At 38.9% G+C, this 15,805-nt stretch carries 15 protein-coding genes, 1 other RNA gene and 1 pseudogene; 14 read left to right on the forward strand and 3 right to left on the reverse strand.

From position 1 onward, the window contains the following. Nucleotides 1-1,101 (reverse strand): phage shock protein operon transcriptional activator, encoded by a 1,101-nt coding sequence (pspF, locus tag GARC_RS08725; RefSeq protein ID WP_007618962.1) that lies wholly within the window; start codon nt 1,099-1,101, stop codon nt 1-3. A gap of 232 nt (nt 1,102-1,333) precedes the next feature. On the opposite strand from pspF, the gene pspA reads away from it, so the two are divergent. The 7 genes from pspA to tyrR all read left to right on the forward strand — a co-directional run bounded on the left by pspA (nt 1,334) and on the right by tyrR (nt 8,029). Continuing rightward, nucleotides 1,334-2,011 (forward strand): phage shock protein PspA, encoded by a 678-nt coding sequence (pspA, locus tag GARC_RS08730; RefSeq protein WP_007618964.1) that lies wholly within the window; start codon nt 1,334-1,336, stop codon nt 2,009-2,011. Nucleotides 2,012-2,040: 29 nt separating this feature from the next. Next, nucleotides 2,041-2,277, forward strand: coding sequence for an envelope stress response membrane protein PspB (gene pspB, locus GARC_RS08735; RefSeq protein WP_039989199.1), 237 nt, complete (start codon nt 2,041-2,043; stop codon nt 2,275-2,277). Next, the gene (gene pspC / locus GARC_RS08740; protein ID WP_007618966.1) at nt 2,274-2,738 is read left to right on the forward strand and encodes an envelope stress response membrane protein PspC; all 465 of its coding nucleotides are present in this window, start codon (nt 2,274-2,276) and stop codon (nt 2,736-2,738) included. The genes pspB and pspC overlap by 4 nt, the downstream gene beginning before the upstream one ends. Nucleotides 2,739-2,849: 111 nt before the next feature. Continuing rightward, complete coding sequence (locus GARC_RS08745) at nt 2,850-4,280, forward strand: YcjX family GTP-binding protein (RefSeq protein WP_007618967.1); 1,431 nt, start codon at nt 2,850-2,852, stop codon at nt 4,278-4,280. Then, nucleotides 4,277-5,341 (forward strand): YcjF family protein, encoded by a 1,065-nt coding sequence (locus GARC_RS08750; RefSeq protein ID WP_007618968.1) that lies wholly within the window; start codon nt 4,277-4,279, stop codon nt 5,339-5,341. Before GARC_RS08745 ends, GARC_RS08750 begins: the two co-directional genes overlap by 4 nt. Before the next feature lie 162 nt (nt 5,342-5,503). Continuing rightward, on the forward strand, nt 5,504-6,304 hold the full coding sequence (gene phhA / locus GARC_RS08755; protein WP_007618969.1) for a phenylalanine 4-monooxygenase: 801 nt from the start codon (nt 5,504-5,506) through the stop codon (nt 6,302-6,304). 165 nt (nt 6,305-6,469) lie between these two features. Then, nucleotides 6,470-8,029, forward strand: a complete 1,560-nt coding sequence (tyrR, locus tag GARC_RS08760; RefSeq protein ID WP_007618971.1) for a transcriptional regulator TyrR — start codon at nt 6,470-6,472, stop codon at nt 8,027-8,029. Nucleotides 8,030-8,161: 132 nt separating this feature from the next. Here tyrR and GARC_RS08765 read toward each other — a convergent pair whose 3' ends face one another. Further along, nucleotides 8,162-8,629 (reverse strand): Lrp/AsnC family transcriptional regulator, encoded by a 468-nt coding sequence (locus tag GARC_RS08765; protein WP_039989212.1) that lies wholly within the window; start codon nt 8,627-8,629, stop codon nt 8,162-8,164. Between the two features lie 210 nt (nt 8,630-8,839). Here GARC_RS08765 and GARC_RS08770 point away from each other — a divergent pair, with 210 nt between their 5' ends. Next, nucleotides 8,840-9,889: a Glu/Leu/Phe/Val dehydrogenase dimerization domain-containing protein gene (locus tag GARC_RS08770; RefSeq protein ID WP_007618974.1), complete on the forward strand. Its 1,050-nt coding sequence runs from the start codon at nt 8,840-8,842 to the stop codon at nt 9,887-9,889. Nucleotides 9,890-9,987: 98 nt separating this feature from the next. Beyond that, an RNA gene (gene ffs / locus GARC_RS26295) (signal recognition particle sRNA small type) lies at nt 9,988-10,084 on the forward strand. A 28-nt stretch (nt 10,085-10,112) separates the two neighbouring features. Here the strand turns inward: ffs and GARC_RS08775 are convergent. Further along, nucleotides 10,113-10,376, reverse strand: a complete 264-nt coding sequence (locus tag GARC_RS08775; protein ID WP_007618976.1) for a late competence development ComFB family protein — start codon at nt 10,374-10,376, stop codon at nt 10,113-10,115. 484 nt (nt 10,377-10,860) lie between these two features. On the opposite strand from GARC_RS08775, the pseudogene GARC_RS08780 reads away from it, so the two are divergent. The 5 genes and pseudogenes from GARC_RS08780 to GARC_RS08800 form a co-directional block, all read left to right on the forward strand. Beyond that, nucleotides 10,861-11,260, forward strand: a pseudogene (locus tag GARC_RS08780) (IS66 family transposase); the annotation flags it as partial. Between the two features lie 1,478 nt (nt 11,261-12,738). Beyond that, entirely contained in the window at nt 12,739-13,509 is a 771-nt protein-coding gene (locus GARC_RS08785; RefSeq protein WP_007618980.1) for a DUF3450 domain-containing protein, read from the forward strand. Between the two features lie 5 nt (nt 13,510-13,514). Then, nucleotides 13,515-14,867 carry a MotA/TolQ/ExbB proton channel family protein gene (locus GARC_RS08790; protein ID WP_007618990.1) on the forward strand — a complete coding sequence of 451 codons (1,353 nt, stop codon included), beginning with the start codon at nt 13,515-13,517 and terminating at the stop codon, nt 14,865-14,867. Between the two features lies 1 nt (nt 14,868). Next, nucleotides 14,869-15,393 carry a MotA/TolQ/ExbB proton channel family protein gene (locus GARC_RS08795; RefSeq protein WP_007618991.1) on the forward strand — a complete coding sequence of 175 codons (525 nt, stop codon included), beginning with the start codon at nt 14,869-14,871 and terminating at the stop codon, nt 15,391-15,393. Between the two features lie 12 nt (nt 15,394-15,405). Beyond that, entirely contained in the window at nt 15,406-15,804 is a 399-nt protein-coding gene (locus tag GARC_RS08800; RefSeq protein WP_007618992.1) for an ExbD/TolR family protein, read from the forward strand. Nucleotide 15,805 lies beyond the last annotated feature (1 nt).

Raw genomic sequence — 15,805 nt, forward strand, 5'->3', positions numbered from 1 at the left:
TTAAACCATATCTTCATTAGTTTGTTCTAACAAATTATACTTTTTCAAATAACCACGTAATTGATGATAAGTTAATCCAAGTTTTTCAGCGGTCTTTTTTTGATTAAATTGGCTGTCTGCCAATGCTTGCTTTATTAAATCAATCTCAAAATCTTGGGAAAGTTCTTTTAAATCAACTGGAAAATCAAAAGATGAGCTTGTTTTAAGCTCAGAAGTGACTGGAACTTGTGGTAAAGGTTCAACTGATGCAGTCGCAGCAGCAGAAACCACTTCTGATTGCATAATTCTGTCCTGTGTTTTGATTCTTTTTTGTGGTCGGTAAATAGACTCAAAAGGATCCAAAACAATATTATGCACAGGTAAGTTGGGATTATTACTTCGATATACTGCACGTTCGACTACATTTTTTAATTCACGAATATTACCAGGCCAGTAATAGTCCAACAAAGTGCGTTTGGCTTTTTCTGTAAAACCGCTGAAGAGTTCCATATCCAGCTCTCTGGCCATATTAATCGCAAAGTGTTCCGCTAACATCATTATGTCTTCTCTACGTTCCCGTAGAGGGGGTAGGGTAATAACGTCAAATGCTAACCTGTCTAGCAAGTCAGCTCGGAATTCGCCTGAGTCAGCCAAGGCGGGTAAATCTTCATTGGTTGCTGCTACTAATCGAACATCGACTTTGACACTGCGAGACCCACCCACACGTTCAAACTCTCCATATTCAATCACACGCAGCAGCTTTTCTTGTACCATGCCAGAGGTATTGGCCAGTTCATCTAAAAATAGGGTGCCGTTATGTGCTGTTTCGAATCTCCCTTCTCGGCGTTTGGCCGCGCCAGTAAATGCACCTGCTTCGTAACCAAACAATTCACTTTCTAACAAACTTTCGTTTAGAGCTGCACAATTTAGTGTTAGATAATTTTGTTCCCAGCGTTTTGACAAAAAGTGCATGCGGGCGGCTACAAGTTCCTTACCTGTGCCTCTTTCACCAATAATTAATACGGGTTTATTTAAAGGCGCAATTTGTGAAATTTGCTCTAATACCTCTAAAAAGTTATTAGAGTGTCCTAGCAAATTATCTTGTTGGCGAAAGCGGCTCATCAATATCCTCAAAAAGTGGTCTAAACGACTAACTAATAGTCTGCTTACTAATTATTGTAGATCTCAGGGGTCGGCGTGTAAATTAATATTTCTTTAAAATCAATAATTTAGTTAAACCATGATGTTGGCCTGTAAATTGAATAACAATAGTAAATAGTAGTTTGGTAAATAAAACCAATAATCCAGTTAAGTAACAGTATTTAACTAACATTTGATAAAAGAGGTAAAGACTATGGGTATCTTCTCGCGTTTCACAGACATAGTGAACTCAAATATTAATTCCATTTTAGACAAGGCCGAAGATCCTGAAAAAATGGTGCGTTTAATCATTCAGGAAATGGAAGACACTTTAGTTGAAGTGCGCTCTGCTTCTGCGAAGACCTTAGCTAGTAAAAAGGAGATTTTTTCGCAAATCAGTAAAATGCAAAACGAAGCCAAGGATTGGAAAGCGAAAGCGGAGTTAGCTATCAGTAAAGATAGAGAAGACTTGGCTAGGGCTGCGTTGCAAGAAAAGAAAAAATGTGACGAACATGCCAGAGCTTTGTCGTCTGAGCTTAATATAGTCGATGAGCAAATCACTAAATTACAAAGTGAAGTAGGTCAGTTACAAGATAAACTGGCGGATGCTAAAACACGTCAAAAAGCCATTATGCTACGTCAGAAAACGGTTAGCTCTAGGCTTGAAGTCAAGAAGACCTTAGACAGTGGCAAAGTCGATGCTGCAATGGGACGTTTTGAGCAATATGAGCGCAAAATTGATGATTTAGAGTCACAAGTTGATGCGTACGACTTAGGTAAGAAAACCTTAGCTGATGAATTTGCTGAACTTGAGTCAGATGAAGAAATCGATGATGAACTGGCTGCGTTGAAGAAAAAAATGCAAAGCAAATCTACAGCTAGTAAAAAATAATACCTATTCGAGTTAGAAGGAGATAAATTGTGGAAGACGTGATTGGAATCATAATAGCACCTATCATTATATTTATGATCTTTGTCGCTCCGATATGGTTGATAATGCATTATCGGAGCAAAAAGCAAATGAGTCAGGGACTGACTGAAGCCGAATATGGTACTTTGCAAGAATTAGCTGACAGAGCGGAAAAAATGGCAGATCGCATCCATACCTTAGAGGCAATTTTGGATGCCGAGGCACCAGAGTGGAGGAATAAAGTATGAAGACATTTGGCACTTTACATCGTGACCCGAGCAAAGGGAAAATTGCTGGAGTATGTGCTGGTATTGCAGAGTACTTTGGCATGGAGATCTGGTTGGTGCGAATTCTGTTCCTAACTGGATTTTTCTTGTTAGGAGGGCCATTTTTTTTCGTTGGTTACATTGCAGCCTGGTTTATTTTAGAAAAAAAGCCTCACGGCTTGTCAACTAAGCCAAGAGCTGACGAGTTTGTTCAGAAAAACAGCCACAATAAAGCTCAAGGTAAAGGATGGCATAATGTGTCTGAACAAGGATCAGAAAAAGTAGTAGTGAAGTCTAAAATTTGGCAAGCAGGCGAACCACCTAAGCAGGCTTTTATCGATATTAAACAACGTTTTGAAAAAAATGAAACTAGACTCAGAAAAATGGAGACTTATGTGACCTCATCGGAGTTTCAACTCAACCGAGAGTTAAGCAAATTATAATTTATACTCCCGCTGGATCCGACACCTTGATGTGGTATGGGTATAAAAGGGCTAATTGAATGTTAGCCCTTAGTGTTTCTTTTTTAACTACACAAGGCTGATACAGTTTTCATGCAGACTTCTTTTTTCAAACATCCAACCATGCAAATTACCAAACAAAAGCTCAAGCTAACTGCCGCCAGACTGGTTAATCACCATGTTAATTTGGCAGTGACGGGATTAAGTGGCAGCGGTAAAACGGCATTTATTACATCTTTGGTTAATCAATTAATTGAAGCAAATGAAGCTGCGCAGCTACCTTTTTTTTCAGTAGTAAGAGAGTCGCGCTTGATTGGTGTAAAACGGGATGTTCAACCCAACTTAACTTTTAGTCGATTTGCTTACGAAGACGCTATGGCTAAGTTAACTCAAACTTCTTCACAATGGCCTTCTTCGACCAAAGGTATCTCGCAGGTTAGACTAAAAATAAAGTATAAAAAGAGTAGGGGATTGAGTAAATATCTAACGGAAGAGGCCACTCTAACACTAGATATTACCGACTATCCTGGCGAATGGTTGCTTGATTTACCGCTGCTTGATATGGATTATGCTCAGTGGTCTAGGCATTGTGAAGAGGAGCTCAGTGACCCTAAGAGAAATGCGTTAGCTAAGCCATTTTTTGCGGCACTGGCTGATTTAGATTTAAACGCTAAAGGCGATGAATTAGCGTTGCAAAATATTGCCGAGTTATACACTCAATATCTAGTGGATTGCCAGAGTCATGGTTATCAATTGTTACAACCTGGGCGCTTCATATTACCTGGCGAATTGTCAGGCGCACCCGTTCTACATTTTTTCCCTGTTACTGGCACGCAGTTAGAACAACAGGAAGTTGATCTCAATAATCCTGCAAAAGACAGTAATGCCGAGTTATTAAGGCAACGCTTCAAACACTATAAAACCCAAGTGGTGCAACCATTCTATAAAGAGCATTTTAAGCGTTTTGATCGACAAGTTGTTTTAGTTGATTGTTTGTCTGCGTTAAATCGTGGTTTCCATAGTTATCAAGACTTACAAAAAGCATTAGATTGGTTGATGGGGAGTTTTCAATATGGCTCTTCTAATATTCTCAATCGTTTGTTTCAACCTAAAATTGATAAGTTAGTGTTTGCCGCAAGTAAGGCTGATCACATTACACCTGATCAGCAAACTAATTTGGTCAAACTATTAGAAAGTATGCTGCATAGTGCAAGAAAACAAATACAATTCGATGGCGTGATCACCGAGTCGACTGCGATATCGGCTATTCGTTCTTCAAAATCTGGCCTTGGTCAGCTTAATGGTGAGAGTATTCCAGTGCTGCAAGGTAGAAATGAACAAGGCTCCGCCATTACCTTGTTTCCGGGAGAAGTGCCACAAAGTTGTCCAGGTCCGGAATTCTGGAAACAGCAACAGTTTGAGTTCCCCAAATTATCTCCACCGATCCTCAATGCAGAGCATGTACTGCCACATATTAGAATGGATCAAGTGCTCGATTTTCTACTAGCGGATAAACTAGAATGAAGCAATTCCATGACCCCCAAGAACAAAATAAACTCGAGGAAAAATCCCCTGGAAAACTCAAAGGTGCATATGTTTTTAACAACGAAGATGCAGATCCCCAGTCACAATCTATAGTCAGACCAGCGCTCATTGTGACCGATATTGACTCAATTGAAGTAAGTGATGAACCCTTAGGTCAGAGTCAAACTTTGCCGTTCCCTGAAGAGTTAACTATTAAAAAATCAGCAAAAAAATGGTTGTTGTTTTTATCTGCAGCTGTACTTCTAGCAAGTAGTGCCGAGTTAGTATTTTTTATTATTGCCATGGTAGACAAAATGGATTGGTTAGCCGGTGTTTGGCTTGCTATTTTTTCTGTGCTGGGAATTTTGGTTTTGCGTCAAGTTTTTGTTGAATACAGAGGACTCAAACAACTTAAGCGTCAAGGCGACATTCGATCCCAATCTGAGCAAATGGCCAGCACTAGTGTCATTGGATTGGCTGAGCAACATTGTTTGAAAATCGCAGCAAGTCTTCCAAAGAATTATCAATATTTAGTGGCAAATTGGCATGACAGTTTTGATTCACATTATTCAGATAGTGAAGTGTTATCTTTGTTTGAGCACCAAGTATTGGCTCCTATTGATAAATTAGCTATAAAACAAGTGAGCAATAATGCCTCGGCTGCTGGTGTCATGATTGCCGTTAGCCCTTTTGCTTTGTTAGATATGTTGATAGTACTGTGGAGAAATATTCGGATGATGAACCAGGTGAGTGAAATATATGGCTTACATTTAGGTTATTGGGGCAGGGTAAGTCTGATCCGCAATATATTTCACACTATGCTATATGCAGGCGCCGCCGAAATTCTGTCTGATGCGGGTAATTACGCATTAAGTGCCGGGATCACTGGTAAGATATCGACCCGAGTCGCACAGGGAATGGGTGCTGGAGTATTGACCGCCAGGATTGGTTTAAAGGCGATCAATGAAAGCCGTCCATTGCCATGGTTGTCAGAAAAAAAACCAAGTTTGTCGGGTATTAGCAAACAGTTGTTGTCCGATCTAAACAAGCAGCTACGATAGGCTGCTCGCTCAATTGAGCTGGTTTTCATGCTGTGTAGATTTGCATGTTTGTAAGCTTATGTTTACGATTTTGACACAAGGCTAATACACGCCATAGGCTTTAGATTTGGGGTGGGGCGAGTACAATTTTGGATATGTTAACTCATAAATTAATATAATTTCATGTCAAAAAACACCCGTTATAAGTCTCATCAACCAGATGAGACTGGTTTGGTAAATTGGAGTGCGGAAGAAAATAAGATTTGGAGCGCATTGTTACAAAAACAATGGGGTTTGCTCGAAGGACGGGCTTGTGACGAGTATTTACATGGGCTTGAATTGTTGAATTTACCCTCTGACCGTATTCCACAGTTGGCTGAAATTAACTCCGTATTGATTAAAGAGACTGGCTGGCAGGTCAAGCAAGTTCCTTCATTGATAAACTTTGATGACTTCTTTCGTCTCTTAGCCAACAAAGAATTTCCAGTGGCGACTTTTATACGTTCAAATGAAGAATTTGAGTACTTGCAAGAGCCGGATATCTTCCATGAAATTTTTGGACATTGTCCTCTATTGACGAACCCCGCCTTTGCACATTTTACTCATACCTATGGAAAACTTGGCTATGCTGCCTGTAAAGAAGATAGAGCTTTTTTAGCCAGGTTGTATTGGTTTACTGTTGAGTTTGGGTTAGTTAATACACCCGATGGAACGCGAATTTATGGAGGAGGGGTTTTGTCTTCACCCGGCGAGACAATTCATGCCGTCGAATCAAATGATTGTGTGCATATGCCAATGCAGCCATTGGACGCACTTAGAACTCCATACCGCATCGATATTATGCAGCCTATTTATTATGTACTGAAATCATTTGACTCCCTTTTTGATATTGCAGAAATGGATATCATGGCCTTGGTAAGCCAAGCCAAAAAACTGGGGCTATTTGCACCTAGGTTTTTACCAAAAGAGAAACAGAGTAGTTAGTTTTTTGATTAATGTGAGTGTCTTTGTTCATCCATCCTAATGCTTGTTTATTAGTATGTGTAAATCGCCAACTAATAACACTGTCTAAGCACATCCAATTGTAATAATATCTTTACGCTTGCCCAAATTGGGCTGGCCTAGTTTGGCATTAAAACGAGGTTGTAAATGCGCTTAGAAGTAAATTGTCAGGATCGTTTGGGTATTGCTCAAGATGTGTTAGATATATTAGTCGAGCATGAAATTGATCTGCGTGGAATTGAAATTGATGAAATGGGAAAAATTTTCTTAAACTTCCCTAATATGGAATTTGCAGATTTTCAACATTTAATGCCCAAAATACGTAAAATTGAAGGCATAGAAGATGTAAAAACCACTCCTTTTATGCCAATCGAGAGAGAGCAATATCAGCTTAAAGCATTATTACAGACTTTGCCTGACCCAGTTTTTTCAGTAGACACCAAAGGCAAAATCATCTTAATTAATGATGCGGTTGTATCGAGTCTAGAAGTTCCCAAAAATGACATTATTGGCAGTGATATCGCTGAACTACTAAAAGGGTTTAATGTTATTCGTTGGTTGGAAGGTAAAAATCCTCAAGCTCAAGCACAAAGGATCAAATTTTTAGAATTGGATTATTTACTTGATATGTTACCGGTTATGGTACCTGACTCCGATGGCGCTGATATATTGGCAGGGGCTGTTTTTATGCTGAAATCTGAGCTTAGGTTAGGCCAACAGCTTACCGTTTTTCATAAGGTCAGTGTGGATAGTTTTATCTCTATTCAAGCGGATAGCAAGGCGATGAAAAATGTAGTGAAAGAGGCTAAAAGAATGGCCGAGTTGGATGAACCTATCATTATATTTGGTGAAACGGGCACAGGTAAAGAGATGCTTGCCAAGGAATGCCATAATGCAAGTAGACGCAATGAGGGGGCGTTTTTAACATTAAGCTGCGCGTCTTTGCCGGATAATGTGGCTGAGTCAGAATTATTTGGGTATATCTCAGAGACGAGCGAGCAAACGGAGAACAAAGTTGGTTTGTTAGAATTAGCACAGGGAGGCACGTTATTTTTAGATGAAGTAGGTGATATGTCAGCCCAGCTTCAAGTAAAACTTTTGCAAGTATTGCAAAATGGTAGCTATCCCAGAGTGGGTGATGACAAGGAACTGAAGGTTGATGTGCGGATCATTTGTTCGACTCAAAAAGATCTTGGTAAGTTAATGCAAGAGGGACAATTTAGAGAAGATTTGTTTTACCGACTAAATGTGTTGAGTTTAGTTTTGCCCCCATTAAGAGAGCGCAAATCAGATATTATCGCATTAGCGGAGCGTTTTATAAAACAGCACAGCGTTAAATTGGGTCGTAAGGCACCTAAGATGACTAAAGCTTGTGTTGATTATTTACACAGCTACCCGTGGCCTGGCAATGTGAGACAACTTGAAAATGCTCTTTATCGCGCTGTTTCATTATTAGAAGGTATCGAACTAGAGAAAGAAAACATTCAACTGCCGTCATGCTCCGCAACAGTGAGTTTTGTTTCAGAGGAGTTTGCCGGAAGTTTAGATGACGAAGTGAAGCGTTTTGAAAAAGACATATTGATGCGCTTATATCCGAGTTATCCAAGTACAAGGCAATTAGCTAAAAAGCTAGGTTTAAGTCATACCGCGATCGCCAATAAATTGCGTGACTACGGGATTAATAAAAAGACGGTAAAAATAGTGTAACGTTTTTCTTAAAATATTAATTCGAGAATATAATCGAATCCACTGAATAAAATCACACCCACACTCAGAGTGAATGTAGAGCAAAAATAATTATTGTAATAAAAAACTGCTAGTACTTAGCTAGCAGGATTTTCATAGATTTTTAATGGGTAACTCAGTAGTATTTTTGACTTGTTTTAGGGCAAAAGTAGAGCTTAGATGGTCGACTAAGGGGAGATTAGTGAGCTTGGTTTTTAGTAAATGTTCATATTCTTCGATACTTTCAACTATAACCTTCAATAAATAGTCCTTTTCTCCACTAGTGGTATGACATTCAACTATCGAGTCAATACTCTGTACTGCTTTTTCAAAGTCATTTAATGACTCTCCATCATGATTTTTTAAGGTGACATATATAAAAACTGACACGCCTAAGTTTAACTTTTTGCTGTCAAGTAATGTCACTTTTTGCAGAATTATTTTATCTGCTTCTAGACGTTTTACTCTTCTCCAACATGGGGTGTGAGATAAGCCTACTTTTTGACTTAAATCAGCCATAGATACAGTCGCATCCTTCTGCATCACCCGTAAAATTTCCCGATCAAATTTATCTAGTTTCATAAAATATTTAATTGAAAGCGTGAACTTAATTTGTAGCATGATGAAAGTTTAATTCTTTTTCAAGACAAAAATGAGGATATTTATCCTAGTGACTCATTTCTTCTGCGATTTATCCTTGCAACTAGATTAGTTGCTTAAGAAAGTCGCAAAAAATGTCCTATATCTTATGGGATATGATTGTTTTAATAGTCAAGAAAACAAGGGAACAAAATGTCGGTTTTTGAGCATAGCGAATTTGATGGACATGAACATGTGGCTTTTCACCAAGATAAGGCCAGCGGATTAAAAGCAATCATTGCTGTGCATAATTCAAACCTTGGGAATGCCTTAGGTGGGTGCCGAATGTGGCCTTACTCTAGTGACGAAGAAGCATTGCGAGACGTATTGAGATTGTCTAAGGGCATGACCTATAAAGCAGCAATGGCGGGCCTTAAGCAGGGAGGTGGTAAGGCTGTTATTCTTGGTAACCCACGAACTGAAAAAACACCAGAAAAAATGTTAGCTATGGGCAAGTTCATTAATAGTTTGTCTGGACAATATATCAGTGCGGAAGACTCTGGATTGACTGTTGATGACTTGAAGTTAATGGCAAAAGAAACTGCATATGTGTCGGGTATTCAAGCCAAATATCATATCAATTCTGAATCCGCTGACGGCAATCCGGCACCTTCTACAGCGTATGGGGTTTTTGTTGGTCTGAGGACAAGTGTTGAACATACAATGAATTCAGATCTGAAAAACGTGAAAGTAGCTATCCAAGGTTTGGGACATGTAGGCATGCGTTTAGCTAAGCATTTATGTAATCAAGGGGCCAAGTTATATGTAACTGATATTCATCCAGAGAATATTGAAAAGGCGGTCAATGAGTTTTCTGCCATTGCAGTAAATCCTAATGATATATACGACTTAGATGTAGATGTATTTGCCCCATGCGCAATGGGAGCCATACTTGATGCCGAAAATATTGGTAGGCTGAGGGTAAAAGTAATTGCTGGAGCTGCAAACAACCAATTGGCTAAAGAAGTGTTTGGTCAGTTATTAGTAGATAAGGGGATCTTGTATGCCCCAGACTATGTGATCAATGCGGGAGGTGTGATTGACATATACCACCAATCAATTGCTAGCTCTGATAAAGGATTACGAGACCATATTGAAAAAATCAGTGATACATTATTAGAGATTTACCGACGCGCCGAGGCGCAAGGAATTGCCACTAATATAGTTGCCAACCAAATTGCTGAAGAACGTTTTAGTAAATAATTAAATTGTCTTAAAAGTGGGTTGCATATAGCAAGAGCTTTGTTCATAATGCGCCCGCCTTAACGAGATGTATTAGTTAAGGTTTTTCAATGGTGACCTTTCGGTCCCCTCGCAATGATACTTTGTGAACCCGGTCAGGCCTGGAAGGGAGCAGCCGCAGCAAACGACTCATGTGCCGAGGTGTGGCTGGGAGGGCACCACCAATTTCCTTTCTTGTCTGTTTTTAGTCTTTATCTTGTTCCAAAAAGCTAATAGCTTGATTTACAGCATTTACAGCATTCATTTGCATCTGTTGCCGTTCACTTTGAGCTAAATAAAACGACATATCCACTTCAAATCTAATGTAACGAGGAGGGATTTGATTTAAAGCTAAACAGCATAAATCAGCCAAGTAATCTTCACTTTTAGACTTGTTTAAGCCTAAAGCTTCAATTCTTTCTAATACCAAGTGCTCATAGTAATTATGTATATCATCATCTAGTTTCATGTATTTTTCCCTAATAGTTGTTAGTTAATAATTGACTATAAACATGAACAACAGGTTTCGTATAGTATTTTAATAAATTGTTATCTCAAGAAAGTAAACGTTTCCTTTGAGAAAGGAAATTTCTAAAACAGATATTTTAGTGAATTATTGTAAATAAAATGATATTTAAATCTGCAGAGAAGTATTTTTGTTATATATTATAATCTGACTCATTACTATAGTTGCCCCTAATCCCCCGCTTCCGTATATCCTCCAACCTGAGGTTCATTAACTTTTTTATATTAAAAATCGTTTGAACGATAAGTACTCACTAAAATTGTGGTCTAGGTAGACATACATGTTTACATTTGAAAAACCGCAGATGCGATATGAATAAAAAGGCCGCGCAGCCAACCGGTAAGTTGATTAAAGTCGTTAACCCCAAAGCCCACCCCTAATCTGCGATACCACAATTAACGGTTGTTTATCACGGCGTAACACTAAATGTAGTTCGAGTCGTAGAAGTCAAATGGGTGAAGACAGCAATGAAAAATTAGAGTTTATCCCTGCTCAGGTGAAAGTGATTGAGCATATGCGACCTAAATATACGTGCAAGGTTTGTGAAAAAAAAGGGGATTAGCAACCAAATCAAACAAGCGCCGGTGCCCAATAGCTTTATTCCAAAGGGTTATGCCACGGATAACTTATTAAGCCAAATCATCACCAGTAAATATCAGTATGGCTTGCCGCTTTATAGACAAGAGACGATGTTTAAACAATATAGTATTGAACTGAGTCGCAAGACCACCACAGATTGGATGAAGAAAAGCGCCGATATCTTGCAAGTATTGTACGATAGAATCAGGCAACAACTACTTAAGCATTCAGTTATCCATGCTGATGAGCGAGTCAAAATAAGGAAAAAAAAGCAATCCTCTGCTATAACAGTTTGAAGCTTGGCTGCTCAGCCAAACGACCAACGGCGCACATGCCAGTGCTGTACTTTACACCATAATCGAGACTGCCAAGGCGACTGGACTTACGCCATTCAACTATGTCATGGAATGTTAAGCTACAATAAATGTTTTTTACAATACAGTTACCTTCAATTCGAAAGTATGCTTTTGTTGATGTAACTTTCGAAAGAGCATAGGACGGACTATGGGGGACTAAACGCTGCAAATACTTGGTCCATAGCTTGGGGGGAATACCAAGTCTCAGCATGCCAGTTTTGTAGAACCTCTGCAGTCTGATAGAAAAATTAATACTTGATAATCCAATATTTTTTGTGGGCTGCCTAGAAGTGGAACAGGCCTATTAAAACTGCATGTTATGCAGTCACTCTCAAATCATTGATGGCAGCAAGTTTACTGGTATGGATCACGCTTCAAGGTGTCTAACAAAGAGACATCCTATTGGTAGCCGTACTGAAAAGTTTGACGAAAACATAATTGAAAAATATTCTAAAGAAATTCGTCGCTCATATTTACAGTATGCGCATGAAAAGTATGTAAATAGTGGAGTATGAGTTGACAAGAGTATGACTAATAACCGTTATTTATGGTTAATTAAAAATGTATTCTCGAATTCTTCTATTGTTTTTATAAAAAGAAACCTCTTAGACACAGTTTTGTCATGTTGTAGAACAGACTTTCGCAGTGGCTTTGCCTAGTCTATAAGTTTAGAAAATATTGCTAAATATTTCTCGATAGAGGAGGATTCAAATCGACTTTGGCAATAAAAAATTTCAATCATCAATTCTTACTATTAGTTATTAAGACCTATTAGCGCACCCCTAAAATTTGTTAAAAGAATAGTGTGATTTTTGAGGCTTAAAATATGAACGTTCCTTATTAAACTTTCTTGAAAGAAAACGAGCTGTATTTACTGCCAGCAAGGCACACGTTACAAATAGTGTACATTAATAAATTGTAAGTTCAGGTAAAAAAATTAAGCCTGAGCTATAACCCGTTATTAAGCATTATAAGTATTCAATTTGCGAATGAGGTTAACAGCTTAGGTAACGTCTGGTTTGCGTGATATCAAAATAAATGCCATAGATTTGGCACTACTTTTTAACGAAATATGAATTATTACTTTTGCTCTACGCACAATTATTTAGGTCAGTTGATCTCTGATGCTTGGAAAAGAAGAAATCACTGTTTGAAATATTGCAACTATTTAATTTAAATAAATGTGAGCTTTAAGCCCAAGTACTTCCTTGACAATTTGCTAACATCCATGTGAATATTCTCCAGTCTTAGACTTCTGTAAAATGAATTCTAAGCCCCTTAAACAACAGAGCTTAATAGCCCCTTGTCAACAAATTATATGGCTTGACGAGGATTTAAAATAAAAGAATTGGTTGGGAATTATGTCCAAAATGAGCAAGAGAAACCTTATTGCTTCTGCCGTCGTTGGTGCTTTAGCACTCGGTAGCAGCGCCGTTGTCTCTGCAGATCCGTTAAATGAGCTTCATAAAGAAGAAGCAAAAATTCACGCGGCTGCAGCGAAATCCCAAGAGAAAATAAACAATCTGTATGAGCAGTCACAGGAATTGTTTATTGAGTATCGTGGTGTTGTTGACGAAACAGAAAATTTGAAAGTGTATAACGATTATGTTGCAACACTTGTAGCAGATCAGCAGCGTAGTATTGATTCACTACAAACTCAGATTGATGGTATTGATGGCGTTAAGCGTGGCGTAGTTCCGCTAATGTTTAGAATGATTGATAGCCTTGAGAAATTTATTGCTCTTGATGTGCCAATCAACCTTGAAGAGCGTAAAGAGCGTGTTGAACGTTTACGCGACATCATGGCTAATTCAAATGTCACTACCTCTGAACAGTTCCGTCAGGTAATTGAAGCGTATCAAATCGAAAACCAAATGGGTGCAGCGAGTTCTATTCGGGCGTATCAAGGTAAGTTGAATTATCAAGGGACTGAAATCACAGTAGATTTCTTTAATCTTGGTAGAACAGCACACTTAGCTTTGTCTCTAGATGGAAAAAGTGCGTGGGTTTGGGATAATGATGCTAGAGCTTGGGAAGAGTTGGGTGCTGAATATTTAAGTGCAGTAGTTACAGCTGTGAAAATGGCGAGTAAATTGTTGCCACCTGATCTTCTTAAATTACCAATCAAAGCTGCGGAGTGATATTGATGAAAACTGTATTTAAATCCATATTAGCTGCTGCGTCGATTGCTTTAATGGCTTCTTCAGCACAAGCAGCGAATTCTTTAGAAGACCTTCTTCAAGAAGTTAAGAAAAATCGTGTTTCTGAAGCACGCATTAACAAACAACGTGAGGCAGAGTTCCAATCGGCTCGTGCAGATAAACAAGCATTGTTAAGAAAGGCGCAAGCCGACCTTAAAGCTGAAAGATCTCGTGAAGATAGATTGAAAAAAGCATTTTCCGATAACGAAGTAAGACTAGCCGAGAAAGAAGTTGAGTTAACTACAGCTACTGGTACTTTGGGCGAGATGTTTGGTGTAGTTCGTCAGGCATCTGCAGAAGCCTATGGTCAGATTTCTACTTCTATTGTTAGTGCTGAATTCCCAGGGCGTGGCGCATTTTTAAAGCGTATGTCTGAGGAAGCTAAAGGCCTTCCCAATATTAAAGAATTGGAAGATCTATGGTTTGCACTACAAACAGAAATGACCGAGCAAGGACGAGTTTCACGCTTTACTACTGAAGTTGTTAGTTTAGATGGTGGTTCTACTCAACAAGAAGTGGTTCGTGTTGGTACGTTCAACTTAATTGGTGAGCAAGGTTATTTAGTTTACGATTACGAAAACGAAATGGTCCAGCCATTAGGTCGTCAACCTGATGGATACCTAGTGAATTCTGCTATTGAACTTAGAAATGCGACTTCAGGTCTTGTTCCATTTTATGCGGATCCTTCAAGCGGCGGTATTCTTAGCTTATTGAAAGAAAAAGCGACTATGATGGAACGTTATCATGCGGGTGGCACAGTTGGTTATACTATTACTGTGATGTTGTTTATAGGTCTAATAATAGGTCTGTATAAAGTTGTTACTCTCACTTTAGTGGGCGCGAAAATGAAATCTCAACTTAAAAACGTGGCTAACCCTTCTAGTGGCAACCCTCTTGGTCGTATTCTGAATGTTTACGCTGAAAATAAAACCGCTGATGCAGAAAGCTTAGAGTTGAAGTTAGACGAAGCTATTCTTAAAGAGTTACCTAGAATTGAAAGTGGTATTAATATCATTAAGATTTTTGCGGCTATAGCTCCTTTATTAGGTTTGTTAGGTACAGTTATCGGTATGATTGAAACCTTCCAACAAATTACTTTGTTCGGAACGGGGGATCCTAAATTGATGGCAGGAAGTATTTCAATGGCATTGGTAACAACTGCTTTGGGTATTATTGCTGCACTACCACTATTGCTGACACACAGTATTGTTGCGGGTCGTAGTAAATCAATTGTACATATTCTCGATGAACAGACTGCGGGCATTATAGCTACGCATGCTGAGACGGAGAAAGCCTAAGATGTTATTTCTGATAGAACAATGGGAGTCTGTCAGGGATTTTATTGCTGCTGGCGGTGACGTGCTTTATGTTGTCGCAGCTGCGCTCTTTCTTATGTGGGCATTTATGATAGAGCGCTTCTGGTATTTGGCTTCAGTTTTCCCAAAATTAAGAGATGAAATTATCTCTAACTGGGATGCACGAGAAGACACTACCTCATGGTATGCGCATAGAATCCGTGACACATGGATTTCACAAGCTTCAGATGGTCTAGGTACAAGAATGTTATTAATTAAAACTCTTGTCGCTATGTGCCCTCTAATTGGTCTGTTGGGAACAGTTACCGGCATGATCGGTGTGTTCGAGACCATGGCAACTCAGGGTACAAGTAACCCTCGTCTAATGGCCGCAGGGATATCTATGGCTACTATTCCGACTATGGCTGGAATGGTTGCTGCTTTATCTGGTGTTTTCTTTAGTTCTCGTTTAGAAGCTAAAGTTAAAATTGCTAGAGAAAAGCTTGTAGATGCCTTGCCCCATCATTAAAGAGAGGATCTTATGGGTCGTAAAGTTCGAGTAGAAGAAGATGCCTCAATTGATATGACACCTATGCTAGACATAGTGTTCATAATGTTGATCTTCTTCATTGTTACTACTGTTTTTGTAAAAGAAGCAGGGATTGAAGTCAATAAACCTAATGGTTCACTTGCTGTCATGCCTAAAAATGCAAATATTTTTATCGCAATAACAGAAGATGGAAAAGTTTGGATTGATAAACGTCCGGTTGAAACGGAACTTGTTCGTTCTAATTTAGAGCGTTTAATGGCTGAGCAACCTTCTGATGTAATAATTATCCAGGCTGATAAAGAAGCTGAACACGGGCTAGTTATTGAAGTTATGGACCAGATTAAAGCGGCTGGTATTGATCGCATCTCAATTGCAACGGCAGGTAGTTAAT

Origin of the sequence: Paraglaciecola arctica BSs20135, from assembly GCF_000314995.1 — a bacterium.
Lineage (GTDB): Bacteria > Pseudomonadota > Gammaproteobacteria > Enterobacterales > Alteromonadaceae > Paraglaciecola > Paraglaciecola arctica.

Excerpts from the sequence above, each read along its gene's own strand:
- pspF (WP_007618962.1), bottom strand. The coding sequence starts at position 1,101 with ATGAGCCGCTTTCGCCAACAAGATAATTTGCTAGGACACTCTAATAAC.
- pspA (WP_007618964.1), top strand. The coding sequence starts at position 1,334 with ATGGGTATCTTCTCGCGTTTCACAGACATAGTGAACTCAAATATTAAT.
- pspC (WP_007618966.1), top strand. The coding sequence starts at position 2,274 with ATGAAGACATTTGGCACTTTACATCGTGACCCGAGCAAAGGGAAAATT.
- GARC_RS08745 (WP_007618967.1), top strand. The coding sequence starts at position 2,850 with ATGCAGACTTCTTTTTTCAAACATCCAACCATGCAAATTACCAAACAA.
- GARC_RS08750 (WP_007618968.1), top strand. The coding sequence starts at position 4,277 with ATGAAGCAATTCCATGACCCCCAAGAACAAAATAAACTCGAGGAAAAA.
- phhA (WP_007618969.1), top strand. The coding sequence starts at position 5,504 with ATGTCAAAAAACACCCGTTATAAGTCTCATCAACCAGATGAGACTGGT.
- tyrR (WP_007618971.1), top strand. The coding sequence starts at position 6,470 with ATGCGCTTAGAAGTAAATTGTCAGGATCGTTTGGGTATTGCTCAAGAT.
- GARC_RS08765 (WP_039989212.1), bottom strand. The coding sequence starts at position 8,629 with ATGAAACTAGATAAATTTGATCGGGAAATTTTACGGGTGATGCAGAAG.
- GARC_RS08770 (WP_007618974.1), top strand. The coding sequence starts at position 8,840 with ATGTCGGTTTTTGAGCATAGCGAATTTGATGGACATGAACATGTGGCT.
- GARC_RS08775 (WP_007618976.1), bottom strand. The coding sequence starts at position 10,376 with ATGAAACTAGATGATGATATACATAATTACTATGAGCACTTGGTATTA.
- GARC_RS08785 (WP_007618980.1), top strand. The coding sequence starts at position 12,739 with ATGAGCAAGAGAAACCTTATTGCTTCTGCCGTCGTTGGTGCTTTAGCA.
- GARC_RS08790 (WP_007618990.1), top strand. The coding sequence starts at position 13,515 with ATGAAAACTGTATTTAAATCCATATTAGCTGCTGCGTCGATTGCTTTA.
- GARC_RS08795 (WP_007618991.1), top strand. The coding sequence starts at position 14,869 with ATGTTATTTCTGATAGAACAATGGGAGTCTGTCAGGGATTTTATTGCT.
- GARC_RS08800 (WP_007618992.1), top strand. The coding sequence starts at position 15,406 with ATGGGTCGTAAAGTTCGAGTAGAAGAAGATGCCTCAATTGATATGACA.